This is a genomic window from Methylomicrobium sp. Wu6, from assembly GCF_035916875.1.
Lineage (GTDB): Bacteria > Pseudomonadota > Gammaproteobacteria > Methylococcales > Methylomonadaceae > Methylomicrobium.
In genome coordinates, this window is the sequence record NZ_JAXUHN010000090.1 from 116,727 (window position 1) to 135,746 (window position 19,020).

Below are 19,020 nucleotides of genomic sequence, written 5' to 3' on the forward strand. Positions count from 1 at the left end.
TCGGGTTAGCCGCTCGTTTATTTACCTTCGGGGCGCTTGTCCAGTCCCTTTTCGGCCAGCATTTCGGCCACGTCGTCGATGTGCAGGCAATCAACCATGCAGGCGATTTCCTGGGATGGGGATTGGATGGGGGCAATATATCCGTTGCAATAATCGTTTCCAGGAGTGGCGCTGTGCAGCACGCCGACAGCAACAATCTTGCCGCCTTCCAGTTTAACCAACTTGTCGCCGTTATTTGCCCCGCGGCCATTGCGGTAATGCATTTGATTTTCCTCTTAATTGTGCCCTAGCTTGTGTAGGTGTAGGGGCTAAACCGTCATTCAACCCTCCCGGAATCGAGGGCGGTCATTTATAGCGGGAAATCATCATCGTCATCGTCATGCGACGCGACTGAATTGCCCAAGCGCGGCATCTCGTAGGCTTGTATCGGTTTTGCTCGTAGATTTGCCGCCAACGCTCTTGCCACTTCTTCCGTGGTAATGGTCATCCCGTAAATCGCCCCATTGGTGAAAAATCGGGTATAACCGGGAACACCATCAACTTCTGGTACGTCGATACGGATGAAATGACATCCGCCAATAGTCTGCTCGCTCAAAAGGCCAGCTAAACGCTGGTGACCGAAAAGTTCCAGCAGTCCCCACGATTCAAATTTGTCTTGTTTTTCGCTCATACCAATCCATAAACCTCGCGACGAACCGCCGCCAACGTATCCGCATCCAGTTTTTTCGGCCCGCTTTGCGTCTCGCCGGCCTGCGTTTCCAGCTTCGAGAATGCCTTGTCCAGCTTATCCTTGATGTCCGCCTGCCACTTCTTCTGCAATACGCTCGCCTTGGTCATATCCAGCACGCTGCGCGCCGCCTCTTTCAGCAGCATCACCCGCTCGCCGGGCTCGGCCTCGTCCAGATCCTGCAATGTCACCATCACATCAAACAGCTCCGACTGCACCATCGATATGACCGCCGCCGAGCGCAGATCCGCATCGTCCGGCGCGGCTTCCGCGATCAGCTTGGCGGCCTCTGTACTATTGCGCACAGCCTGCAAGCGGCGCTGCAACTTGCTGCCGTGCCGATAGGCTGCGCTGCGCGAAATCTCCAGGCCGTTGGCCTTCAGCCAGTCGACCAGGCCATCGTAATCCTTGAAGTTACGCCGGATCAGCTCGCCCTCGAATGCGGCGCGCTGCTCCGGTGTAAAGTCGTCGATCGGCGACGGCCTAGGCACCGGATTTCTCCTGTTTTAGCTCCTTGAGCATATCCTTCCTGACCTGCGTCGATCTGTTCAGCAGCGCTTGCCATATGGCTTGCTGCTTTGGCGTCATTGCCTCGTTTAAATAGCTATCGAGAAAACCGGCCATGCCTTCGACATTCTTGGCGATATCGCTCGCCACCATGATATGCGCGAACACATCAATGATCTCTTTCTGCGGTGCTGACAGCGTGACCTTACGCGTCATGGTATTTCTCCGGCCGCGCAATGCCCGGTTCGACCGGCACAGTGTACTCGACCACGTCCACACCGTAGCGGTCCAATTTGCAAAACCAGCGCCCGTCCGGCTGCCGGTCGATCGTCACCAGGTCGCGCTCGTCCAGATAATCCATCTCGCGCCGCACCTCGTTCTGGGTCGAGTCCGGGTATTCCGATTGCACTACCGACAGCACCAGCTTTTCATACGCGCCGGTCGGCCTTGCATTGTTCAGCGTCAGCAGGATCATCCAGCGTATCGTTTCGCGGCGGATTTTTACCATGTCAGCCATCGTGGCTCCCCTTCAATAATACGTTTTCCAGTCGGATGGCCAGGCCGTCGATCTTCGCCTCGATCACGGTCTGGTTTCTCACATAATCCTCGCGTCGCACGTAATGCAACGGCAGATCGGCCTTTAATGTCAGCACATCGCGCTCGACGCGCCGCCATTCCTGTTCGTTGGCGCTGGCAGTCTGCTCCAGCGCGGCAAATTTGTTATCCCAGTGCCGGCCGGCCTCGACGCGCGCATCCTCCATTGCCTTGAAGCGCTCGTCGAGCCGGGTCATCACCTGCTTGATCAGCACCTTGCCGACCGTCCACAGCGCGGTCACAAATGCCACCAATACCGCGCAGAGCACACCGATTGCCTGCCATGTCATCACGGTCATGTTCGGTTGACCTCGCGTTCCCAGTCGTCCCGGTATTCGGCGCCGCACCAGCGCATGCCGACTGCCAGCGGTTCACCGCAAAACAGGCATTCGCCGGTCGCGATTGCCTCGGGTGTATCCCGGTGCATGTGTTCGCGCTGCACCCGTTGTAGCATCTCGATTTCCTGTTCGGCGCGGTCGGCTATGTCCATTACCAGCCTCTTTCCTCACGCCGTGCCCGCCGATTTTTACTTTTTGATTTGCGTAAATAGGATGAGCAGCATTTCGGTTCATCTGGCCGCATTGCAACGATAACTATTTCGTGATGTTGCTCAGGTTGCGGGTTTATCGCTGACATTAGCAAGGCAGTGACGAGAAGGTTGTGCATGTTATTTGCTCTGCTCCTTCACCCAGGCCACCGCCAGCTCCACCGCCAGATTCACCAAAAACCCAGCCAGCGCATAATCTAGTTCCTGTAAACGCGCCACCGCCGCGGCCCGCTTCTCTTCATTGGTCATGTCCCGGTTTTGCAAATCCAGCACAATGCCCTTGGCGGCCTCGAACGGCACTCCCCCAACCATTTGCTTGGCGAACAGATTGATCGCTATCGCGCCCACTTTCATAAATACATCACTCCCAGTCCCAATACCAAAACGCCGATCATCGCCCAGCAATAGCCATCAAACCGGCTACCGCGATAGTCTACCCATAAGTACACCGTCAGCCGGTGCTGCGCTTTACGCCATAAATCAGTAAACACACGTCACCCCCGGCTGAAAGTTGTAAACGTAAATCGGCCGTATCAGGTCTCCGCCATAGGCCAGCGACAAATGACACGGAGACGAACAGCCGGCCAGCAGCGGTGCCAGCAGCATTATTTTGCGCATGCCGCCTGGTGCGCCGCGATCTGGGCGGTATATTCCCGAACCAGTTGCTCGCAGCCCTCGTCGCATTTCAAAAGATTGCCCTCGAAAATTTCCAGGTTGACCTGTTTAGTGAACGGCTTCGGCTCGGGCACCGCGGCGCAAAAATCGGCCTCGGCGGCCTTGCCGCCGCCAATCACCATGCAGCTATTTAGAATTGCGGCGGACCAGATCAGCCACATTACTCGTTTGAGCTTGCGCATACGCTACTCCCGTCTTATCGATTTTATGACCGACGCCCAGCGCGATCAGGCCGTTGCCGACGAACTGCATGCACTCGTCAACGCCGTGCAGGCCGAAAAACGTGCCCAACACGCCGTAAACGATCAACAAGAAGGCACCGGCCTTGGTTTTCCAGCCACTCATGGTTCACCCCCGCAATTGGCGTTGAAACGCTCGCGCAACGAATCGCGCAATTCAACGGTAATGACATAATCCACAACCCAGGCCTCGCGCTGCTCCGGAGATTTACCGGCAAACTTCGGGTCGCGATGATCAAGCCAGTATTTGTCGGCGGAAAAACGGTTGTAGCCGGCCAGGGTTTCCGCGCACAAGCCTTGCTGATATTCAGCATATAAAGGATCGCCGGGGTCGAGCGCGTTAAAGCGCGGCTCGGCCCGCGCCGAGGCGCAAATAAAAAACAAGGCAACGGCAAATAAAGCGGTAACAATGCAACTGCTATAGGTATTTCTCATGGCATATCCAAAAGATGGGGGGGAAGCGGCTGCATCTCACCACGCAGCCAGGTGTACACGTCAAATCCCGGGCATGTCTTGGTCCATTCGCTTCGGTCGATGTGACCGTCGCCGTTGGCGTCCGGCGAGGTGTCGCGGTGCCCTAACACGTGTGCGTTTGGGAATTTCATCAATAACGCCAGCACCAGCGCTTTCAGGGCATCCCATTGCCGAATCGTGAATTTATCGGTGCCCACCAGGCAAATGCCGATGCTGCTTAGATTGCGGCCCTGGCAATGCGCGCCGATTTCGTACTGGTTGCGGCCGATTTCAACGCCGCCCTTAATGCCGATCACAAAGTGGTAGCCAATATGCTTGTGCGGGCTGTATTGCGCCTGACGCGGATCACGCTTGAAGCCGCGCTTGGCGTGCCATTGGTCGATATCGAATGCGGTAAACCATTTGCCGTTGGGCGTTGCCGCGCAATGGATAATGATTTCGTTGATACGATCGAGCGGTCTAGTGCTCACATGGAACCCCCGGAAAACGGAAACGGACAAAACAAATAAGTCCGGAACAGTTTATCGGGGTAGGTAAAGCGGGATAATCCGAAGGGCTTCGGAATGGGGGGTTTAAGCGGGGGAAGCCTGCGCGGTCATGCAACCGCGCAGGGTAAGGCTAGGAGTGGATTTGATACAGCATGTCTTTATCCTGCGGCAGCAGTTCTTCCATAATCGAAAACAGACAGGATAATGACTCTGGGTTCATGCATATTTGCTTGCCGGGCGGGATGGCGTCGGCCATATCACGCATCACCTGCATGATATGCCGCACGCGATACATGCGCAGCTCCTGCTCTTCGGACAGCTCGAAATGGGCGGTCATCGGTTCCATGACGCCTCCTACCAGCCCAATTGCGGATTGGCTTGCAGCCACAACCTGTATTGCCCGTCCGGCATCCGGTGCAGCGCCGCGTAACGCGGATTGATCAGGCCGCAGGCTTCCATGCTTTTCACCGCCCGGCGGCAGGCGCTGACCGATTTGTCGGCCATTTTGGCGATATAGCTGAACGGGTAGCCGGTGTAATAATCGGCGCGGATCGTGCGCCAGTGCGGATATTTGGCGAACCAGAACGCCTCCAGGCGCGTGAGCTGGGTTTGTGTCTTTTGCAACTGATTTTGCAGCTTTAAAACCGGTTCCTGGATGTCCCGTTTGGAAAAATGCTCCGCCAGTACCCGATAGCATTCCCGCTGATAAACCAGGATGGTTTCCTGCAATTGCGGCTTGACGCGGGAGGCGTCGATGGTGAATAGCCAGCCGTGGAAAAAATCTAATGACAGAAAAATAAGCTCCCTGGATTGCGCATCGCCGGGTAGCTGAGTTCGTATGACACGAATGCAGGTCGATAAAATTGGGTCACGCTTAATACGCTCAAATTGCCCATTCCAAGCAAGCCCCATTGATTCGACAATAGGCTTCATCGCCACATAATGGGTCTTATCGACGTTGGCGATCAGGATGGCATGTTCGTGAAACCAGACGGTTTCCAATTGCTGGGCTTGCACTTGTAAGGCTTGTGGTTCGTTCATGTTGAACTCCGAGTGAAAAATAGGAAACCCGGCAGCATGACGCCAATCATGGGTGCCGGACTGGACGGGTTGGCGTACCGGTCACTCGGAACCGGCCCCCTCTTGCGAGGGGCCCGCCCAGCCCGACATAACAGTGAACTGAGCGCTAAGCATAAAAAAACCGCTTGAAGCGGCCTTATGCCGAGTAATTCCGAGACGCCAATCCCGTGCGCCGGATTGACGGCGCGGGCATAGCCTAATCTCTCGGAAAACAGTTTGTCAATCTAAAAAAATCATTACATTGCCTTCCATGTGCCATCAATCCATCCCAAACAAATCAAATTGCCCGGCATTCGGCTCATTCTTGCCGACGATCGATAATATCTGCCGCTCGGTCAGCCCGTAGCGGCGGGCCAGGGTAAACAACTGCGCCCCTGCCTGGCGTTCCTCACGTATTTTCCTGTTGCGCACAACGCGCATCGCGGCGGCCGCGCGCGGGATCTGGATGATGTCCCCGGAAAAATTTATGCAGAACGCATGGGCCCGCTCCGCGCCCAGCCACAACACCAACTGATGCAGGCTATGAAGATGCGCCGCCTCCGGCACCGCCACATGCCCGCCGCCTGCATTTTCCAACAGCAGCAGCGCGGTCTCGACGTCGCAATACTCGGCGATCTCGCGCAGCTTGGGGGGCAAAAGGTGCAGGGGCAGATCGATCATGGTTTTGGAAAATGCAATCCAAGGATTTCAGGGTTAGCCTTTAATCTTGCCGCGGCCATTTCCAAAATGAACGCCTCCGCATGCTCAAATGCGTTAGTTTTTTGTCGCGCTCTAATTTCTCTCGCCCAATCTTCAAGCCAGGCAATCGTTGCATTGATGGTTTCCTGGTTAGGCGTTCTCATTTTGGCCATCCGATTTCTCCGTCTTTGTTACACGCTTACGCCATTGCTTCAGCGCCTCGATCACCTTTGCAGACTGCTCACCGTTCAGCCACTGCAATGCTTCGACGCCGGTTTGCCGCTTCACGTAGTTGGCCAAAGACGCCTCGGACGGATCGCGCACCGCGCCCAACTCGTGCAGTTCCAGCCATAGCCCGCGGATCATCTTCGATTGCGCATCATCGGCCAAGGCGCGATGACTCGGCTTCTGCTTAACGCGGAAACCGGCCTTCTTCATCGTCTCGACCGCCTGGAACAGCTGCGCAATGCTCATCGTGGTGGCCGAATAGCAACCGGCGCAGTTTTTGGTCGCGCCCTGCATCGGCAGCCAGATGCCGTAATAAAACTCGTCGTCCCAGCCGAGCTGCTCCTTGCCGACCGCCAGCAGCGTGTAGAGGCGCTTGCGGTTGTCGGTTTGCGAATTACTCGTCGTCATAGTTCACCTCGCCATTGCCGTCGCATTCGGTGCATTCACCGGAGCCCACGCACGCCATGCAGACATCGTCCCCATTGATATCGATGCCGTTGCCGGAACAATCCGGGCAGTTGCCGTTGCCTGCGCAGTTTACGCACACATAAATTTCCTCGCGCGTGACCATTACAGACCCGCCATATCCAGAGAAATCCGCACATACTTGTCCTCGTCGCCGACCCGCTCGTACAGGCCTAGATACTCCTTGCTGTGCGATGCCTGCATGCTATCGCGGATCGCGTCCATCGCCCGCAGCCACTTTGGGTCGTCGATCTTCAGCCGGAACAGGCTGAACACGCGGCCCTTGTTGATGTTGCCTTCCTTGTCGGTCTGAAACGCATGCTCGATCAGCGCCTTGATTTCGCCTCGGCTGTCCTTGGTCCACTCGTGGATAAGCTCATCGATCAGCGTCTTGGCGACCTGCAGGCGCTCGTCGAAGGCGATATAGGTCTGATTTTTGATCTGCACGCGGAACTTGCCGTCGTAGCTCGACAGGGTGATGTTGCCCTTGGCGCCGCCGAACTGGGTTAGATATTCCGATGCGGACAGGTCGATGAAGCTGTCGATCTCGGTCAAGGTGCGGGCTTTGAAGTCCTTCATCGCCGCTTGCAAATGGCGGGCATTCTTGATGATGCGGTCGACCAGGTCGTCGCGGATCAGATCCACTTCCTTGATTTGCTCGACCGGCACCAAATGGCCGAGGGCGTTGCGCTTGTATTGCGTGTTGATGATGTCGTTGGGTTCACTCATGGTTTGTCTCGCTTTGTTGGTTACGTTCAAGTTCTTTCTGTTTAGCCATTGCGGTCAGCTCAGAAAAGCTGATCGTTGGCTCGGTCTGTCCCTTCAGCGCGGCTTTCATGCCGGCCAGGTGCTCGCCGACATTCTTCATGCCGCCGCTGCGCTGATCCTGTTCACGCGCCGGCGGCTGTCGGCGTTGCTGCTCGACCTTGGCTTCCAGCTTGGCCTCGGCGGTAGCCGCCTGGCTAATCAATATCTCGAACAGGTAGCCGTGATTTTTCAGCGGTGTAGTCAGCGGCTTGTCCTTGTGCCGGATCATGATCTCTTTCAGCCCGGCCGCCCAGACGAACTGTGCGATTTTGTGGTCCTTGCCGTTGCGGCTGATGCGCTCGGCCAGGATCAACGGCAGCAGTTCCGCCAGAATATCGGCGACCCGGTCCAGCGTCAGCTGCCGCTTTTGCGGGCGGAACAGGGTCAGGTACTGGATGATGAGTTTGCCCAGCGGCGCGGGCAGGTTCATCGCCATCTGCACCGCCTCGCGGGCGCCGTCGTGCGCGACGATCACGTCCAGGCTCATCAGAGCTCCGCAGGACGGGCAGTTCAGCTTCATTCGCCCTCCTTAGTGGCTTTTATGCGATTCCATGCGGCAATCTCATTCGGGGTCATGAACATATAGCTGTCACCTTTGCAATCCGGGCATACATATTCCGTCATTCCTTCAATGTCACGGCTTGCAACCTGTTGCAAGCCGGTTTCATATCCACGCCACTTGCAGCGCGACTTTGCGCATTTGATCGGGGCTATGCCCCATGCCGGTCTACTCATTCAACCCCCTCATGCGGATATCCCCACGCACACCAGTTCGGATCGGCCGGCGCATCGAACGGGCAATTGCAATCGGGATAGTTGCAAACCTGTTTTCCGGGGCGAGCCGGCATCTCCTGGGCGGGGCTCATCTGCCGAATCATCTCTCGAAATAAATTCGCCAGCATCAGCATCACGCCCAGCAGGGAGATCACCCCAACACCCACCGCCAGCAACGCAACCGGCAACTCGATCAATGATTTCTCAGCCATGCAACCACCCCGGCAACGTCTTGATCAGCTTGCGAGCATGCGGGCTCTTGCTGCGGTTCCATTTTTTGCAGAACATCCGCGTAATAGGCTCGAAAAAGCAGTTGCCCCTGTGCTCCACCGCATGGGATCGCTCATAGGCCTGATCTATCTGCTCTTGCAAATCCTCCTCCGCCATCGTTTCGAATACCTGCGCCGCCGCCCGCTGCCGCGGCAGCAGGGCATTGTCGGCGACAATGCCCATCTCTTCGCGCTGCATGCAGTCCATCACCTGCGCGCCCAGCAATACCAGCTCCGCGCCGTTTTCCAGAAACGCCCGCAGGGTCACGCTCGCGCCCGCCCGGCGATGGGCCAGCAGCACGGGGTTCGCGAAATAAATGCGAATCCAGCGTTCGTTGCGGGCCGGGTCCTGCATGAACAGCGCGAAGTTGACATGATGCGTGCTGAGAATGCGCAGCTCGGACTCCAGCATGCTGAAAATGCGGCCCCAAAACTCTATTTCCTGATCTGAATAACTCATGGCCAGTCCCCTTCTGTGCGTATTTGTTTTTGGTTTGTAATGCCCTTGGTCCGCGCCCGTTCGATGCGGCGCAAGCGGGCCTTTTGTGCGTGTGACGGATCGAATAGCCCGGTTATGAAATGTTTAGCGGTTTCGCCGGCAAAAGCCGTCTTCTTTGCGACCGGGGGCGGATGGGGTCGGCCCTCGTTGGCCTCCCACCAGGCGACGATATCGTCTCGCCGCCATTGCATCTTTCCGCCGCCGGAACCCATGTTCCCAAGGAACGGGCGCGGAAAGCTCGGATCGGACTTCAATTTGAAACTAGGCCAGGCGACCGATTTGTTGCCGCAGAGCGTGCCGACCTCCTTCGCGCCGATCAGCTCCGATTGTGTGGAATCGATGGGTTTTGCCATCATGCCTCCTTTGCGTCGATTTGAAACTCGCCGCACCAGTCATCGGCATACACCCGTGGGAACTCCGCAAAATCTTCAGGATCATGCATGATCTTGGGCGGATGGCGTTGGCACTGGCGGCTCGAATCGGGAATATTGCCGGGTTTACGCGCATAACGGCAGACTGCGCAGGTTTGTTTATCTGTCATTACGCCTCCTTGATTAAATCGGCGGAAATCTTCGGAAAACCCAGCGTCGCGGCTTGATTCAGCGCGCCCGCAACCAGGTTGTTCACCATCAGCGGATACATCAGGCTGACCGTATTGTGGCCGCGTTTGTCGCCCTTGCTGAAGATCAGACGGGCACGGATGCCGTCCAGCGCGTCCTTCTCGAAGATATCGTCCAGTTCTTTGCCGACGCGCGCGAATTTAAAGCGCAGGTAAGCGTCGAGCTGGCTGTCGAGCGGATTCAGCTCGATCAGCTCGCAGCGCTGCACCACCTCGCGCACCTCCGGCGCCCGTTCCGAAAGCTTGGTTTTCAGCTCGGTCTGGCCGATCAGTATGATCGACAACAACTTTTTGAAGCCGTCCTCCAGCTCGAAGAATCGCTTCAAGTGCTTCAATGTCGGCACGCTCAAGCCGTGCGCCTCTTCGATGATCAGGCAGTGTGAAAACCCGGAGTGCCGGCTCGACTTCAACAGCCGGTGCAACTGCCGACCCTTGGCCTCGATCGTCATTCTTGGCTTCTCCAGCGGCGCCAGTGCATGGATCATCGCATCCGCGATCGATCCTGCCTTCAGCGTCTTGCCCTTCAGATCATTGTCTTCCATGCCCAGCACGTAGGGCTCCATCACCACAATCGGCGCATCTTCGCGACCAATCCGATCGATCAGGTCGCGCCGCAGGGTGCTTTTGCCGCTGCCCGATTCGCCCGCGACCGCAATGAAGCCGCCGAGCTTGGCGGTGCTCCACATCGCCTCCCGCACATAGCGGATGTCCGGCGTCACGAACACGTCGCCAGGCTCCTGCACATCGTTGTCGAACGGATCGCGGAACAGGCCGAAATGTTTACGGGCCTGTGGCGACAAAGTCTGTTTTCGTAGTAGCATATCTATGCCCTCCGGGGCGTTTGGGTTATTTTCCGTTTCCCCTGCTACGGGAACGGGTTCAAAATGCGCGGGCTTTACCGCGATGTTTTTGGCGGTCAATACCGCCGTGATCGATGCCTGCAATGCATCGCGCGGCGGATTGGTCGGCCAAATGCCGTGATTCACTAATTGCGCAATCGTTGCCGGACTTACCCCAACAAGCCGTCCAAGGCGCGCTTGCACAACTCCTTTCGTTTTCAGCAGAGCTTTCAGTGGCAGCATCGCGCCGCCCCCATCATGCGCTCAAGATCAGCCTTGTCTTGTTCGGAGACCATGGTCAATTCCGCCAGCTTCAATTGCGCGTACCGGGTAAGCTTGCCGGCTTTCGTCAACACCTTCGGATTTTCATCGATCCGCAAAAATTGATGCACCGTGATATCGATCGGCGCGTTGAGATTGCTTGAGTCAACGTCTTCGATGATCAGGATATATTTCGCCATTGTTTTTCCTCTGGTTTAAAAAAATCACTTGTTCCGGCTTTATCCGAAATTCAAACGTCACGCCAAATAACACAATGTCCATCGTTGGCTCTTTGCCAGCTTTCAAAAGGTTCGAAAGGTTATTAACGCAATCCGCCAGAAAGTCTTTTGCCGGTTGGTTTACGCTGAACGGCATCATCTAAACCGCCTGCAACTTAGCCCGCCCGGCCGCCGTGCGGCCAGCGCGGATGTCTGCCAGCACATCTTCCAGTTCGGGCCCGGTCGCCCCGGTTGGATACCGTTTCTGCAAATCGGCCAGCATTTCCGGCCGGTAATCGTCCTGCAGCCTGCCGCGCAGCCATTGCGCCATCTGCACCAGGTTCATGCTGGTCAGCCCGATTTGGGCGCGTTCCAGTTTGGCCGGAGTCTCCCGGTTCGGGAAATACGCCGGGGTCTGATATTCATCCATTTCCTTGTAGGGGTTGATCTGGCCGCCGAACGGCGCGGCCTTGGCCTTACGGTTGGCTTCTGCTTCCTCATCCGTTTCGGCCCCCATCGCCAAGCGTTCCAGCGCCTTGCGCGCGGTTTGTGCCGGCGTATCGGCATGGCGCGCATGGGTTTCGCCAATGTCCGCACCGTCGGTAAACCAGCCCCATACCTCATCGCGCGGCTTTTCCGCCAGGGGATAAAACACGTCGTAGCCTTCCGCATCCACCAGCACCGCCAGCGCCGTGCCGCTCTGCCAGCCGCTTTGGCACACGTCGAGTTTTTGGCCGACCAGTACATTAGGAACTTGCGATACGTCGTAATCGATGCCTTTAAACCGCACCGTCAAATACGGCGTGACCTTGCACGACTGCGGTTTGTCGCGCGCTAACTGCAACAGCTCTGCGGTCGATAAATCCGTCGCGATCAGTTGCTCTGCGGTAATCCGCTGCCAGGCCGCGTAGCGCGTCATGCCGTGCCGGGAGTGCTTGCGGGTGCCGTTAAACCAGTGCATCCAACGCTGGCCCAAGGCGTTCAGCGCATCGACATCGCGGATATGCGTCGCCATCTTCAGGCCAGATTCCAGGCCCAGCTCGATCACATCGTGCATCTTTTCCACCTGCCCCTTGGCACGCGCGCCCTGCGCGAAGATCAGCTTGATGCCGAGCGCCTTGCACAAATTGCGGAACATCGCGCTGCGGTTGGCGCTGCCCCGGTCGAGCATGATGATGCGTGGAATACCGTAAAACGGGTACGCTTCGCGCTGCTGGATCGCCAGCACCAGCAGCATGCACAGACTCTCGGTGCTTTCGCCGCCGAGCGCGTAATAGATGAATACCGCGCAACTGGCATGATCGGTAATCAAATAACGCTGTACCAGCTTGTGCTCGATCTTGGCGAAATGGCTGAGCTTGTTCTTGTAGCGCTCCACCGTTTTTACCTCTTCGATGCCGTAGCCCTGATCGGGCAGCTTGTACAGCACGCACAGCGACGCATCGATTTGCCAGCACCAGTTCGGGTGTTTGCTGGTCAGCGGTGTCACCGGATCGGGCGCCTGCAGCTGCTCGGGATGCAGGCCGTAGCCGCGCATCGCCCGCTGAATCGCGCTGACCGTCAGCGGCTTGAACTCGCCGGTTTCCGGATCGACCCGCCCGGCCACGATCATGCCGTTCTTGCGCAGCTCATCAATCGCCTGATCCCAAGGTTTCACACGCTTGGCGTTCTTACGGATGTGATCCAGATAATAGGTGGCGATAATCTCGGCCTCGGCGCGCTGCAGGCTGGTCGCGCCGGCGTCGTTGCGCCGCTTGCGCTTGGGCCGAACGCTGATCGCGTTCAGCCTGGCATGCAGCGTCTGCAGCGAAATCCCCAGCTCGACGCAGGCGGTCTGATAGATCTGGCCGCGCTGCCCGTGCGGGGCCTCTTGCGCCGCCAGCGCCACCGCCGCCAAGCGCTCCAGCATCGCGGCGCTCATCAGGACTCCTTGCCTTGGATGGTGTCCAGGTCGTCCTGAGTCAGCCATTCCGGCATCAGGCTTTCGGAAACGGTGTCCGGCAGGTTAAAGTCGCCGCGCAAAATCGCCAGCTCGCGGCCGATCTCGATCAGGCAGGCGGAGGCAAACTGTATGTGCTGGCCGGGGGCGGCTTCGAAAAGTTCGTTAAGTCGCTTGCGCAAATCGGTCATGACTGCGGCCTTGATGCGTTCGGCCGTATACTGCAGCTCATCGCGCGCGGCCAGGGCGGCGGTATCGGGCTCGGCGAAGGCAGTCTTGGCGCGATTCAATTCTTGCATGGCCAATTGCTCGTCGAGCTGATTGAGTTTTTGGTCTTTCTTCTGAATAATCAGATCCTTGGTTTCGGCGATTTGCTTGGTCTCTTCGCGGCTTTTGCGCAAGGCGGCGCGCAGTTCCTTCACACTCATGCGGTCCACGTCGTCGAGTTTCAGACCGCGCACGGTGCCGCCTTCGTCGACTAGGCCGGTAATTTCCTCGTTATCCAGCACCATCAGTTCGAGCAGCTTGGATTTTCCGAGCTGTTTCAAATGATGCGACGTCGCAACATTTGAAAACTTGACGGCGGCTTGCATCATTCGGAATGCAACCGTTCTGTCGATTCCGATCTTGTCGAGGCAATTCAGCCACTCGCCATGCGGTTCATGCTCCTTGAGCAGTGTCAGTCGTTTGCCGGCTTCCAGCATCGCCTCCGCCGACTGGCTAAGAAAAAACCGCGTTTCTTGTATTGTGCGGTCGCGCTCGTACGGAATGATGTCGCCGTAATGCGCGTCGATCTCGGCAAGCGCCTGAGTTTGTTCATTAAACAGCTCTGGCTTGATGCCGGGCGCTTCGGCGTCCTTAACGCTGCTGTCGATAATGTCGCTGGGTGTGCGTGCCATGTTTATCCTCTATTCATACGTTGTTTGATTTCACCCAGGCGTTCCTGAGCCTGGTCTATCGAGTGCAACATGGCCAGGCTCGATTTGGCGAACCATATGCTGGGCCGAATCCGCCCGGTTTCGGCGATGCGTTCGGCAAAGCCGGCGTTTTCCAATGTATTGACGTAGCGCGTAATGTCGCTCGCGCTGAGCCCGGTTTCCCGTGCCAGTTCGGACGAGCTGAATCCGTGCGCCATGTTGCGCGTTAAAACCTTCATTACAGCGAGCACCTTCAAGGTGCTCTTCAGGTCCTGGGTTGTTCTTGTTTTTGTGGTCATGGTCATTCTTCGTCAAACGGTAATTCGGGTTGATGCGATTTCTCGACGTTAATCTTGTGCCATGCCAAACGTTCCAAGGCAGTCTGCACAGCGGCCAAGGTTTCGACAGTGTCGGCCTGGTCGGCGTAGAACTTAATCAGCGCGCCGATCGCGTCATGCGTAACCTCCTGCAGGGTGTGGATGTCCTCCGGCGAAGCTAGCTTGCCGCGCGGAAAATCGATCACCAGCTTGCCGCTCGACACGGCCAGCCAGCGGCTGACCAAATGAATGCCGCAGGCATGTTCGAAGGGGCGAATCATTCGGCTGGGAAGGTTCGCTTCCTGCACCCATTTGTACAGCGTCCATTTGCTCGCCAACCCCATCGTGTCCGCGATGTTGTCGATCGACTGGTTGTGTTTTTCCCGCGCATACTCCAGACACAGGTCCATTGCATCCCGCAGGCTGGACGGTTGCACGCGTTTCCAATTTCGTCTCATGGGCGCGGCTCTAGTAAACGCGATACTGTTTTGCTCGCTTTGTCGAGCGCCTCGAACTGGCGGTTTGTCGGTGGAGGACAAGCACAGTAATCGGCGATATGAAATAAGTCGTTTTTTGTCTCGATCACTTCGCAAATGACGTGCTTTCTATCGTCAGTAGGCAGACAGTCCACCGGTATCGAAAAACGGGTTGGCTTTAGGCTTGACTTAAAATACTCGGTTCGCGTAATGCGGCCTTGCTCTATGAGCATTGCGAGGGCTTGCTCAATCTCCGCCTCAGTCAGGTCAAATATTTTCAGGAAACTGAGAGTAAATCGATGGCTGCAACCTATGGGCTCGGCAACGCGCATCATGTCCAGCAATAAAAGCGCAGCGGTGGAATCGACTGAGCGATGTCGACGGCGGCAAGCCAAGCAAGGATTTTTTTTGGAAGCAATTCTTTTCATTGCGCCACCCAGGGATACAAACAAAAACCGCTTTTGTGCATTGCGAAAATTTGTTTTACACTGCAAAAATAGGATCGTCTTAAACACAAACGGAAGAACAACATGGTTAACGACCTACAGAGCCAAATCGACGCATTACGCGCCGAGCTAAAAACAACAGATGACTGGGCGACCGGCGTTTTTTTGGTGCTGGAACAAATCCTGCCGTTTCTGCTGCGCGGACACCCGGAGATTGCCAAGATCCAGCAATCGCTAAAACACAGCGAAGAGCGCTTCGAAGAGCTGAGTGCGCATCCGGAACGCGCGGAAGACAGCGACGAAACCGCGGAGAAATACGAAGCGGCAAAAATACTTTATCGGCAATTGGCGCTGCTCGGAGTGTGGCCGAATAGTGATCCGGGCAAGGCGGCTCGCTAATCGATTGAACGAGCTGGGCGGCAACGGCGGCGGTGAGCACGCGCTTGCCGTTGGCGCGGGTGCTCCCCTGTATAAGGGCAGTCTGAATCATGGCGGCTCCTAGGCGGCTTGTTGGGAACTATCGACCTTCAAGCCCAGCTTGACGGCGATCTCGTAGCACTTGCCGTACTTGGCTTTGGTTTGCCCGTTGAGAACCCGGTAAACCTCGTTACGGGTGTAGCCGTTGTTTTTGGCCCACGCGGAAAAGGTTTGGCCACGTTGTTGGAATTGTTCTTTAACCTGTTCGGGGGTGAGTGGTTTTTTCATGGTGAGTTACCTCGCTTTGTGTGGATGCAAATTAGTTTGCACTTTGTTGGGCTTAATAATATGACGTATAAATCATAAATTCAATATTTTTTATGACTGATAAATCAACTTTTTTCATAAGACTTAAAGAAATCAGAAAAAAAATGAAGCTGACACAGGCGCAAGCGGCCGAAATTTGCGGTGTGCGGCAAGAAACTTGGAGTCGTTATGAGAAGGGGACACTATCCCCGGGCATGGATGTTTTAGCGGCAATAGCTGCGGCTGGCGGAGACGTTAATTACATCCTGACGGGTGAATATTCGTTCATTAAAACTTTTAGCATGACTTTGAGCGGCGAACAGGTTGATGCAATAACTGCGACGCTTTCAGAGCGGGAAGCCAAGCTTCTGGATAACTATCGGCATATTGCCGATGAGGAGGACAAGCGCACTGTAGAACGCACGGCGCTGATGGCCGCGAGGCCGACATCCAAGGAGTCGGAATCGAAAACCAAGGTAAAAAGAGCGGGTTAACTATTGACAGAAACAGGTAAAGCTATGATTGAAGATTACGAAAGACGGAAGGCTTGGATAGAAAACGCGGATAACATTGTTACCGATGCCTGTAAACAGGAAGGCTATGACGTTCCGCCTTTGCTGCGAGACGCCTTAATTCAGGCGATTAGACTGCATCACCTGAGTGAGGCTGGGGCTTTTTGTTTAGTTGAAGCGCTCGCCAATGTGGAGCGACAAGCCGGAAAGTTACCGCTCAAGCCGTTTCCCTTTGAAGGGTTCAAGGAATCATGACTGATGGCTCTAAAGAAATTGTAAGGAAGATCAAGACGCCATCAAGCGCATGGCGCTACTCGCCGCGAAAGCGGACCAAAAAGACGGAACAAACAGATAAAATAACAACAGGTCAAATTGAGGAAGGCCGGATGAAATGGCGTTCGACGACCCATCTCGGCTTGCTGTTTATTGTCTACGTTTAAAACATGGGGATATTTATGAAATCGAAACTCATCGTTGCCGCTTGCGCAACCTTGGCGTTAACCGCCTGTGCCAATAAATACGCAGGTTGGGAATTTGTGCGGCTGGAAAACTCGGTGCCGGATAATTGCGTTTACAAAATGCAGGAGGTTTGCACCGAGCCAGGTCTTAAATGCTACAACTGGCACAAACAGCGGGCTACGATGTTCGATGCCAATACCGTTGTTATTACCCAGACGAAGGAGCAGCATCAAGCCACATTCTCGCCTTGGTCCGGCAAGTTCAATTCGGGAACGATGGGCACCACGCTGGCTGAGTATTACCGGTGTAACGGCGCGAAAAACATTAGCCCACGCGCCTCAAATTAGAGCGTAGCGCGTTGGGTTAGGCGTCAGCTGTAACCCAACGCAACCAGAAGCCCGCAGGGCGTCGTAAGGCGGTTCGGCGCTGCCGTGCATTGCCCAAGCTGACGTTATTGGCATCTTGGGTGTTTATAAACGTTTATGAGGATAATTCCGCTATCAATCCTCTATCAAAAGACGTTCAATGATTTTAATAAAAATAAAGAGTACACTTCATGAATGATATGACAGCTGATTTGAGCACTCCTATGACAGAAAATGATGTCTTTCATTTTGACGAAAGTAGGCCCAGTTTTAACGACTTGGCTTTACAAAATGGGTTTACCTACTGGTACGCCTCCGACTTCATGTCGATGCTCGGTTACACATCGTTAGAATCGTTTATGAAAGTCATCAACAAGGCGATCGGCACCTGCACCACGCTTGCCATTGATGTTATGGATAATTTTAAGCAAGAGCAGCGTTTGGTGAATGGGGCTGAGATCAGGGATTGTCGACTTTCTCGTTTTGCCTGCTATTTGGTCGCCATGAACGGCGATGTGAAAAAAGTCGAGGTGGCACGCGCCCAAGTGTATTTTGCCTCGCTGGCCGAAGCTTTCAAACGTTACGTTGATGAAGCCGAGGATGTCGAAAGAATCATGATTCGCGATGAGTTATCTATTCACGAGAAGTCACTTAGCTCCACAGCAAAAGGTGCCGGGGTAGATAACTACGGGTTCTTTCAAAATGCGGGTTACAGAGGGATGTACAACATGCATTTGGCCCAGCTTAAAAGTTTGAAAGGCATTCCAGATGGACGAACGCCTTTGGATTTTATGGGCAAAACAGAGTTGGCGGCTAATTTATTCAGAATTACTCAAACTGATTTAAAAATTCAGCAAGAAGGAATAGAAGGACAAAAGCCAGCTGAGGCAGCAGCGTTTACTGTAGGCAAAAAAGTTCGTGACACCATGTATGAGTTGACCGGGGTTAAGCCAGAAAATTTGCCGATACGGGACGACATTAAGAAAATTAAAGGTGATTTAAAATCGACTCATAAGGATTTTAAAAAACTGGATAAAAAACCTTAACCCATCGCATCCCGCAAATGCGCCGCGATGATGTTCAGCCGGATGCGCTGCGCTTATCCGGCCTACGAATAGGCAATTATCTTGTTCATCGGCAATTGCGTGCAACGATTTCCTGGCGGCGCGTTGCTTCTTGGGATAATTGCAGGGCAATATCCATTTGATGGGTGTGATTCTGATAGCTCAGCCAGTTGAGCCAGGCCAATCCGCCAGAGATCAACGAGACGATTGAGATCACCAAGGCGATAAATATTTTTCCATCCATCGCTTTAACCTATCGCATCGTTTAAATGCGCCTGGATAATCGCCAAAATCGCATCCCTATCATCCTCCGAAACCCCCAAAAACGGCCGGGCCGGGATGTCTCCCCACGGGAGCGGGAATCCTTTTTGCGTGCCGGCGCTGCCCTGGAACGTCCCCAGTCCATATTTTCTGACCCTGGCGATTTGCGAATAGCGCCCAAACTCGCCCATCTTAGCCCCGAACTGCTGCACGGCCGCATATTCCATGCTGCTGCCGACCGCCAGCGTGTCGTCACCTAATAGCTGCGCATGGATCTGTTCACTTAGGCTGCCGTGATCGATCAGCGGATCGTTGCGGCCTTTACGCTCGATCGTAACCGGGCTATTATCCGCCCAGCGCTTGCCGTTCGGACCGGTCTTGGTTTCGAACCGGTGCAAGGTCGATTCGGCCAGGTGCTCGCCTATCTCGTTCAGCACGTCATCCGAATTGCCGGTCACGGCCAACAGGTTTTGCAATGCCGCGCGAATCGCGCTGTCATCAATTTCGATTTCAATCATTGACTCATCCGATAAAATTATTCAGGCTATAAAGT

41 protein-coding genes are annotated in these 19,020 nt (G+C 55.3%); 6 read left to right on the forward strand and 35 right to left on the reverse strand.

Annotated features, from left to right (window positions below):
• Nucleotides 1-17 precede the first annotated feature (17 nt).
• The 32 genes from U2W12_RS16240 to U2W12_RS16395 all read right to left on the reverse strand — a co-directional run bounded on the left by U2W12_RS16240 (nucleotide 18) and on the right by U2W12_RS16395 (nucleotide 15,065).
• Nucleotides 18-263, reverse strand: coding sequence for a hypothetical protein (locus tag U2W12_RS16240; protein ID WP_326501741.1), 246 nt, complete (start codon nucleotides 261-263; stop codon nucleotides 18-20).
• A gap of 86 nt (nucleotides 264-349) precedes the next feature.
• Nucleotides 350-670 carry a hypothetical protein gene (locus U2W12_RS16245; RefSeq protein WP_326501742.1) on the reverse strand — a complete coding sequence of 107 codons (321 nt, stop codon included), beginning with the start codon at nucleotides 668-670 and terminating at the stop codon, nucleotides 350-352.
• Complete coding sequence (locus tag U2W12_RS16250; protein WP_326501743.1) at nucleotides 667-1,218, reverse strand: phage protein Gp27 family protein; 552 nt, start codon at nucleotides 1,216-1,218, stop codon at nucleotides 667-669. Before U2W12_RS16250 ends, U2W12_RS16245 begins: the two co-directional genes overlap by 4 nt.
• Nucleotides 1,211-1,450: a hypothetical protein gene (locus U2W12_RS16255; RefSeq protein WP_326501744.1), complete on the reverse strand. Its 240-nt coding sequence runs from the start codon at nucleotides 1,448-1,450 to the stop codon at nucleotides 1,211-1,213. The genes U2W12_RS16250 and U2W12_RS16255 overlap by 8 nt, the downstream gene beginning before the upstream one ends.
• Entirely contained in the window at nucleotides 1,440-1,751 is a 312-nt protein-coding gene (locus U2W12_RS16260) for a hypothetical protein (protein WP_326501745.1), read from the reverse strand. Before U2W12_RS16260 ends, U2W12_RS16255 begins: the two co-directional genes overlap by 11 nt.
• Nucleotides 1,744-2,127, reverse strand: a complete 384-nt coding sequence (locus U2W12_RS16265) for a hypothetical protein (RefSeq protein ID WP_326501746.1) — start codon at nucleotides 2,125-2,127, stop codon at nucleotides 1,744-1,746. The genes U2W12_RS16260 and U2W12_RS16265 overlap by 8 nt, the downstream gene beginning before the upstream one ends.
• Nucleotides 2,124-2,318, reverse strand: a complete 195-nt coding sequence (locus tag U2W12_RS16270) for a hypothetical protein (RefSeq protein WP_326501747.1) — start codon at nucleotides 2,316-2,318, stop codon at nucleotides 2,124-2,126. Before U2W12_RS16270 ends, U2W12_RS16265 begins: the two co-directional genes overlap by 4 nt.
• Before the next feature lie 177 nt (nucleotides 2,319-2,495).
• Nucleotides 2,496-2,729, reverse strand: coding sequence for a hypothetical protein (locus U2W12_RS16275; RefSeq protein WP_326501748.1), 234 nt, complete (start codon nucleotides 2,727-2,729; stop codon nucleotides 2,496-2,498).
• Between the two features lie 126 nt (nucleotides 2,730-2,855).
• Entirely contained in the window at nucleotides 2,856-2,993 is a 138-nt protein-coding gene (locus U2W12_RS16280; protein ID WP_326501749.1) for a hypothetical protein, read from the reverse strand.
• Nucleotides 2,981-3,232 carry a hypothetical protein gene (locus tag U2W12_RS16285; RefSeq protein ID WP_326501750.1) on the reverse strand — a complete coding sequence of 84 codons (252 nt, stop codon included), beginning with the start codon at nucleotides 3,230-3,232 and terminating at the stop codon, nucleotides 2,981-2,983. Before U2W12_RS16285 ends, U2W12_RS16280 begins: the two co-directional genes overlap by 13 nt.
• Nucleotides 3,177-3,395, reverse strand: a complete 219-nt coding sequence (locus tag U2W12_RS16290; protein ID WP_326501751.1) for a hypothetical protein — start codon at nucleotides 3,393-3,395, stop codon at nucleotides 3,177-3,179. The genes U2W12_RS16285 and U2W12_RS16290 overlap by 56 nt, the downstream gene beginning before the upstream one ends.
• The gene (locus tag U2W12_RS16295; protein ID WP_326501752.1) at nucleotides 3,392-3,724 is read right to left on the reverse strand and encodes a hypothetical protein; all 333 of its coding nucleotides are present in this window, start codon (nucleotides 3,722-3,724) and stop codon (nucleotides 3,392-3,394) included. Before U2W12_RS16295 ends, U2W12_RS16290 begins: the two co-directional genes overlap by 4 nt.
• A complete protein-coding gene (locus tag U2W12_RS16300) occupies nucleotides 3,721-4,233 on the reverse strand; it encodes an N-acetylmuramoyl-L-alanine amidase (RefSeq protein WP_326501753.1) in 513 nt (170 codons plus the stop codon). Before U2W12_RS16300 ends, U2W12_RS16295 begins: the two co-directional genes overlap by 4 nt.
• 148 nt (nucleotides 4,234-4,381) lie before the next feature.
• Nucleotides 4,382-4,597: a hypothetical protein gene (locus U2W12_RS16305; protein ID WP_326501754.1), complete on the reverse strand. Its 216-nt coding sequence runs from the start codon at nucleotides 4,595-4,597 to the stop codon at nucleotides 4,382-4,384.
• A gap of 8 nt (nucleotides 4,598-4,605) precedes the next feature.
• The gene (locus U2W12_RS16310; RefSeq protein WP_326501755.1) at nucleotides 4,606-5,292 is read right to left on the reverse strand and encodes a phage antirepressor N-terminal domain-containing protein; all 687 of its coding nucleotides are present in this window, start codon (nucleotides 5,290-5,292) and stop codon (nucleotides 4,606-4,608) included.
• A 297-nt stretch (nucleotides 5,293-5,589) separates the two neighbouring features.
• Nucleotides 5,590-5,991 carry a Mor transcription activator family protein gene (locus U2W12_RS16315; RefSeq protein ID WP_326501756.1) on the reverse strand — a complete coding sequence of 134 codons (402 nt, stop codon included), beginning with the start codon at nucleotides 5,989-5,991 and terminating at the stop codon, nucleotides 5,590-5,592.
• A complete protein-coding gene (locus U2W12_RS16320) occupies nucleotides 5,988-6,182 on the reverse strand; it encodes a hypothetical protein (protein WP_326501757.1) in 195 nt (64 codons plus the stop codon). The genes U2W12_RS16315 and U2W12_RS16320 overlap by 4 nt, the downstream gene beginning before the upstream one ends.
• Entirely contained in the window at nucleotides 6,160-6,645 is a 486-nt protein-coding gene (locus U2W12_RS16325) for a regulatory protein GemA (RefSeq protein WP_326501758.1), read from the reverse strand. The genes U2W12_RS16320 and U2W12_RS16325 overlap by 23 nt, the downstream gene beginning before the upstream one ends.
• Entirely contained in the window at nucleotides 6,632-6,784 is a 153-nt protein-coding gene (locus U2W12_RS16330; RefSeq protein WP_326501759.1) for a hypothetical protein, read from the reverse strand. The genes U2W12_RS16325 and U2W12_RS16330 overlap by 14 nt, the downstream gene beginning before the upstream one ends.
• Nucleotides 6,785-6,807: 23 nt before the next feature.
• On the reverse strand, nucleotides 6,808-7,431 hold the full coding sequence (locus U2W12_RS16335; RefSeq protein WP_326501760.1) for a DUF3164 family protein: 624 nt from the start codon (nucleotides 7,429-7,431) through the stop codon (nucleotides 6,808-6,810).
• Complete coding sequence (locus U2W12_RS16340) at nucleotides 7,424-8,029, reverse strand: hypothetical protein (RefSeq protein WP_326501761.1); 606 nt, start codon at nucleotides 8,027-8,029, stop codon at nucleotides 7,424-7,426. Before U2W12_RS16340 ends, U2W12_RS16335 begins: the two co-directional genes overlap by 8 nt.
• Before the next feature lie 211 nt (nucleotides 8,030-8,240).
• Nucleotides 8,241-8,495: a hypothetical protein gene (locus tag U2W12_RS16345; protein WP_326501762.1), complete on the reverse strand. Its 255-nt coding sequence runs from the start codon at nucleotides 8,493-8,495 to the stop codon at nucleotides 8,241-8,243.
• Nucleotides 8,488-9,012: a hypothetical protein gene (locus tag U2W12_RS16350; RefSeq protein ID WP_326501763.1), complete on the reverse strand. Its 525-nt coding sequence runs from the start codon at nucleotides 9,010-9,012 to the stop codon at nucleotides 8,488-8,490. Before U2W12_RS16350 ends, U2W12_RS16345 begins: the two co-directional genes overlap by 8 nt.
• Nucleotides 9,009-9,404: a hypothetical protein gene (locus U2W12_RS16355; RefSeq protein WP_326501764.1), complete on the reverse strand. Its 396-nt coding sequence runs from the start codon at nucleotides 9,402-9,404 to the stop codon at nucleotides 9,009-9,011. Before U2W12_RS16355 ends, U2W12_RS16350 begins: the two co-directional genes overlap by 4 nt.
• Nucleotides 9,404-9,592 (reverse strand): hypothetical protein, encoded by a 189-nt coding sequence (locus U2W12_RS16360; RefSeq protein WP_326501765.1) that lies wholly within the window; start codon nucleotides 9,590-9,592, stop codon nucleotides 9,404-9,406. The genes U2W12_RS16355 and U2W12_RS16360 overlap by 1 nt, the downstream gene beginning before the upstream one ends.
• Nucleotides 9,592-10,752 (reverse strand): AAA family ATPase, encoded by a 1,161-nt coding sequence (locus U2W12_RS16365; protein ID WP_326501766.1) that lies wholly within the window; start codon nucleotides 10,750-10,752, stop codon nucleotides 9,592-9,594. Before U2W12_RS16365 ends, U2W12_RS16360 begins: the two co-directional genes overlap by 1 nt.
• Nucleotides 10,740-10,970 carry a hypothetical protein gene (locus tag U2W12_RS16370; protein ID WP_326501767.1) on the reverse strand — a complete coding sequence of 77 codons (231 nt, stop codon included), beginning with the start codon at nucleotides 10,968-10,970 and terminating at the stop codon, nucleotides 10,740-10,742. The genes U2W12_RS16365 and U2W12_RS16370 overlap by 13 nt, the downstream gene beginning before the upstream one ends.
• Nucleotides 10,971-11,148: 178 nt before the next feature.
• Nucleotides 11,149-12,909: a hypothetical protein gene (locus U2W12_RS16375; RefSeq protein ID WP_326501768.1), complete on the reverse strand. Its 1,761-nt coding sequence runs from the start codon at nucleotides 12,907-12,909 to the stop codon at nucleotides 11,149-11,151.
• Entirely contained in the window at nucleotides 12,909-13,826 is a 918-nt protein-coding gene (locus U2W12_RS16380) for a hypothetical protein (protein ID WP_326501769.1), read from the reverse strand. Before U2W12_RS16380 ends, U2W12_RS16375 begins: the two co-directional genes overlap by 1 nt.
• Nucleotides 13,827-13,828: 2 nt before the next feature.
• Nucleotides 13,829-14,143 carry a helix-turn-helix domain-containing protein gene (locus tag U2W12_RS16385; RefSeq protein ID WP_326501770.1) on the reverse strand — a complete coding sequence of 105 codons (315 nt, stop codon included), beginning with the start codon at nucleotides 14,141-14,143 and terminating at the stop codon, nucleotides 13,829-13,831.
• Between the two features lie 2 nt (nucleotides 14,144-14,145).
• A complete protein-coding gene (locus U2W12_RS16390; protein WP_326501771.1) occupies nucleotides 14,146-14,619 on the reverse strand; it encodes a hypothetical protein in 474 nt (157 codons plus the stop codon).
• Nucleotides 14,616-15,065 carry a hypothetical protein gene (locus U2W12_RS16395; RefSeq protein ID WP_326501772.1) on the reverse strand — a complete coding sequence of 150 codons (450 nt, stop codon included), beginning with the start codon at nucleotides 15,063-15,065 and terminating at the stop codon, nucleotides 14,616-14,618. The genes U2W12_RS16390 and U2W12_RS16395 overlap by 4 nt, the downstream gene beginning before the upstream one ends.
• Nucleotides 15,066-15,167: 102 nt before the next feature.
• Between U2W12_RS16395 and U2W12_RS16400 the strand changes: the two genes are divergently transcribed.
• Nucleotides 15,168-15,482 carry a hypothetical protein gene (locus tag U2W12_RS16400; protein ID WP_326501773.1) on the forward strand — a complete coding sequence of 105 codons (315 nt, stop codon included), beginning with the start codon at nucleotides 15,168-15,170 and terminating at the stop codon, nucleotides 15,480-15,482.
• Between the two features lie 99 nt (nucleotides 15,483-15,581).
• Here the strand turns inward: U2W12_RS16400 and U2W12_RS16405 are convergent, their stop codons facing one another.
• Complete coding sequence (locus U2W12_RS16405; protein ID WP_326501774.1) at nucleotides 15,582-15,788, reverse strand: DNA-binding protein; 207 nt, start codon at nucleotides 15,786-15,788, stop codon at nucleotides 15,582-15,584.
• A 92-nt stretch (nucleotides 15,789-15,880) separates the two neighbouring features.
• Here U2W12_RS16405 and U2W12_RS16410 point away from each other — a divergent pair, with 92 nt between their 5' ends.
• The 5 genes from U2W12_RS16410 (at nucleotide 15,881) to U2W12_RS16430 (ending at nucleotide 18,188) form a co-directional block, all read left to right on the forward strand.
• Nucleotides 15,881-16,300, forward strand: a complete 420-nt coding sequence (locus U2W12_RS16410) for a helix-turn-helix domain-containing protein (protein WP_326501775.1) — start codon at nucleotides 15,881-15,883, stop codon at nucleotides 16,298-16,300.
• Nucleotides 16,301-16,324: 24 nt separating this feature from the next.
• Nucleotides 16,325-16,573, forward strand: coding sequence for a hypothetical protein (locus U2W12_RS16415; RefSeq protein ID WP_326501776.1), 249 nt, complete (start codon nucleotides 16,325-16,327; stop codon nucleotides 16,571-16,573).
• On the forward strand, nucleotides 16,570-16,758 hold the full coding sequence (locus U2W12_RS16420; RefSeq protein WP_326501777.1) for a hypothetical protein: 189 nt from the start codon (nucleotides 16,570-16,572) through the stop codon (nucleotides 16,756-16,758). Before U2W12_RS16415 ends, U2W12_RS16420 begins: the two co-directional genes overlap by 4 nt.
• 15 nt (nucleotides 16,759-16,773) lie before the next feature.
• On the forward strand, nucleotides 16,774-17,124 hold the full coding sequence (locus U2W12_RS16425; protein ID WP_326501778.1) for a hypothetical protein: 351 nt from the start codon (nucleotides 16,774-16,776) through the stop codon (nucleotides 17,122-17,124).
• Between the two features lie 209 nt (nucleotides 17,125-17,333).
• Entirely contained in the window at nucleotides 17,334-18,188 is an 855-nt protein-coding gene (locus tag U2W12_RS16430) for a BRO family protein (protein WP_326501779.1), read from the forward strand.
• Between the two features lie 85 nt (nucleotides 18,189-18,273).
• Here U2W12_RS16430 and U2W12_RS16435 read toward each other — a convergent pair whose 3' ends face one another.
• Together U2W12_RS16435 and U2W12_RS16440 are read right to left on the reverse strand one after the other, a co-directional pair.
• Nucleotides 18,274-18,450: a hypothetical protein gene (locus tag U2W12_RS16435; protein WP_326501780.1), complete on the reverse strand. Its 177-nt coding sequence runs from the start codon at nucleotides 18,448-18,450 to the stop codon at nucleotides 18,274-18,276.
• 4 nt (nucleotides 18,451-18,454) lie between these two features.
• Nucleotides 18,455-18,985 (reverse strand): phage virion morphogenesis protein, encoded by a 531-nt coding sequence (locus tag U2W12_RS16440; protein ID WP_326501781.1) that lies wholly within the window; start codon nucleotides 18,983-18,985, stop codon nucleotides 18,455-18,457.
• Between the last annotated feature and the right edge of the window lie 35 nt (nucleotides 18,986-19,020).

Bases quoted from the DNA above. Each gene is read 5' to 3' on its own strand.
- U2W12_RS16240 (WP_326501741.1), bottom strand. From the start codon at position 263: ATGCATTACCGCAATGGCCGCGGGGCAAATAACGGCGACAAGTTGGTT.
- U2W12_RS16245 (WP_326501742.1), bottom strand. From the start codon at position 670: ATGAGCGAAAAACAAGACAAATTTGAATCGTGGGGACTGCTGGAACTT.
- U2W12_RS16255 (WP_326501744.1), bottom strand. From the start codon at position 1,450: ATGACGCGTAAGGTCACGCTGTCAGCACCGCAGAAAGAGATCATTGAT.
- U2W12_RS16260 (WP_326501745.1), bottom strand. From the start codon at position 1,751: ATGGCTGACATGGTAAAAATCCGCCGCGAAACGATACGCTGGATGATC.
- U2W12_RS16265 (WP_326501746.1), bottom strand. From the start codon at position 2,127: ATGACCGTGATGACATGGCAGGCAATCGGTGTGCTCTGCGCGGTATTG.
- U2W12_RS16270 (WP_326501747.1), bottom strand. From the start codon at position 2,318: ATGGACATAGCCGACCGCGCCGAACAGGAAATCGAGATGCTACAACGG.
- U2W12_RS16275 (WP_326501748.1), bottom strand. From the start codon at position 2,729: ATGAAAGTGGGCGCGATAGCGATCAATCTGTTCGCCAAGCAAATGGTT.
- U2W12_RS16280 (WP_326501749.1), bottom strand. From the start codon at position 2,993: ATGCGCAAAATAATGCTGCTGGCACCGCTGCTGGCCGGCTGTTCGTCT.
- U2W12_RS16285 (WP_326501750.1), bottom strand. From the start codon at position 3,232: ATGCGCAAGCTCAAACGAGTAATGTGGCTGATCTGGTCCGCCGCAATT.
- U2W12_RS16290 (WP_326501751.1), bottom strand. From the start codon at position 3,395: ATGAGTGGCTGGAAAACCAAGGCCGGTGCCTTCTTGTTGATCGTTTAC.
- U2W12_RS16295 (WP_326501752.1), bottom strand. From the start codon at position 3,724: ATGAGAAATACCTATAGCAGTTGCATTGTTACCGCTTTATTTGCCGTT.
- U2W12_RS16305 (WP_326501754.1), bottom strand. From the start codon at position 4,597: ATGGAACCGATGACCGCCCATTTCGAGCTGTCCGAAGAGCAGGAGCTG.
- U2W12_RS16310 (WP_326501755.1), bottom strand. From the start codon at position 5,292: ATGAACGAACCACAAGCCTTACAAGTGCAAGCCCAGCAATTGGAAACC.
- U2W12_RS16315 (WP_326501756.1), bottom strand. From the start codon at position 5,991: ATGATCGATCTGCCCCTGCACCTTTTGCCCCCCAAGCTGCGCGAGATC.
- U2W12_RS16320 (WP_326501757.1), bottom strand. From the start codon at position 6,182: ATGGCCAAAATGAGAACGCCTAACCAGGAAACCATCAATGCAACGATT.
- U2W12_RS16325 (WP_326501758.1), bottom strand. From the start codon at position 6,645: ATGACGACGAGTAATTCGCAAACCGACAACCGCAAGCGCCTCTACACG.
- U2W12_RS16335 (WP_326501760.1), bottom strand. From the start codon at position 7,431: ATGAGTGAACCCAACGACATCATCAACACGCAATACAAGCGCAACGCC.
- U2W12_RS16340 (WP_326501761.1), bottom strand. From the start codon at position 8,029: ATGAAGCTGAACTGCCCGTCCTGCGGAGCTCTGATGAGCCTGGACGTG.
- U2W12_RS16345 (WP_326501762.1), bottom strand. From the start codon at position 8,495: ATGGCTGAGAAATCATTGATCGAGTTGCCGGTTGCGTTGCTGGCGGTG.
- U2W12_RS16350 (WP_326501763.1), bottom strand. From the start codon at position 9,012: ATGAGTTATTCAGATCAGGAAATAGAGTTTTGGGGCCGCATTTTCAGC.
- U2W12_RS16355 (WP_326501764.1), bottom strand. From the start codon at position 9,404: ATGGCAAAACCCATCGATTCCACACAATCGGAGCTGATCGGCGCGAAG.
- U2W12_RS16360 (WP_326501765.1), bottom strand. From the start codon at position 9,592: ATGACAGATAAACAAACCTGCGCAGTCTGCCGTTATGCGCGTAAACCC.
- U2W12_RS16365 (WP_326501766.1), bottom strand. From the start codon at position 10,752: ATGCTGCCACTGAAAGCTCTGCTGAAAACGAAAGGAGTTGTGCAAGCG.
- U2W12_RS16370 (WP_326501767.1), bottom strand. From the start codon at position 10,970: ATGGCGAAATATATCCTGATCATCGAAGACGTTGACTCAAGCAATCTC.
- U2W12_RS16375 (WP_326501768.1), bottom strand. From the start codon at position 12,909: ATGAGCGCCGCGATGCTGGAGCGCTTGGCGGCGGTGGCGCTGGCGGCG.
- U2W12_RS16380 (WP_326501769.1), bottom strand. From the start codon at position 13,826: ATGGCACGCACACCCAGCGACATTATCGACAGCAGCGTTAAGGACGCC.
- U2W12_RS16385 (WP_326501770.1), bottom strand. From the start codon at position 14,143: ATGACCACAAAAACAAGAACAACCCAGGACCTGAAGAGCACCTTGAAG.
- U2W12_RS16390 (WP_326501771.1), bottom strand. From the start codon at position 14,619: ATGAGACGAAATTGGAAACGCGTGCAACCGTCCAGCCTGCGGGATGCA.
- U2W12_RS16395 (WP_326501772.1), bottom strand. From the start codon at position 15,065: ATGAAAAGAATTGCTTCCAAAAAAAATCCTTGCTTGGCTTGCCGCCGT.
- U2W12_RS16400 (WP_326501773.1), top strand. From the start codon at position 15,168: ATGGTTAACGACCTACAGAGCCAAATCGACGCATTACGCGCCGAGCTA.
- U2W12_RS16405 (WP_326501774.1), bottom strand. From the start codon at position 15,788: ATGAAAAAACCACTCACCCCCGAACAGGTTAAAGAACAATTCCAACAA.
- U2W12_RS16410 (WP_326501775.1), top strand. From the start codon at position 15,881: ATGACTGATAAATCAACTTTTTTCATAAGACTTAAAGAAATCAGAAAA.
- U2W12_RS16415 (WP_326501776.1), top strand. From the start codon at position 16,325: ATGATTGAAGATTACGAAAGACGGAAGGCTTGGATAGAAAACGCGGAT.
- U2W12_RS16420 (WP_326501777.1), top strand. From the start codon at position 16,570: ATGACTGATGGCTCTAAAGAAATTGTAAGGAAGATCAAGACGCCATCA.
- U2W12_RS16425 (WP_326501778.1), top strand. From the start codon at position 16,774: ATGAAATCGAAACTCATCGTTGCCGCTTGCGCAACCTTGGCGTTAACC.
- U2W12_RS16430 (WP_326501779.1), top strand. From the start codon at position 17,334: ATGAATGATATGACAGCTGATTTGAGCACTCCTATGACAGAAAATGAT.
- U2W12_RS16435 (WP_326501780.1), bottom strand. From the start codon at position 18,450: ATGGATGGAAAAATATTTATCGCCTTGGTGATCTCAATCGTCTCGTTG.
- U2W12_RS16440 (WP_326501781.1), bottom strand. From the start codon at position 18,985: ATGATTGAAATCGAAATTGATGACAGCGCGATTCGCGCGGCATTGCAA.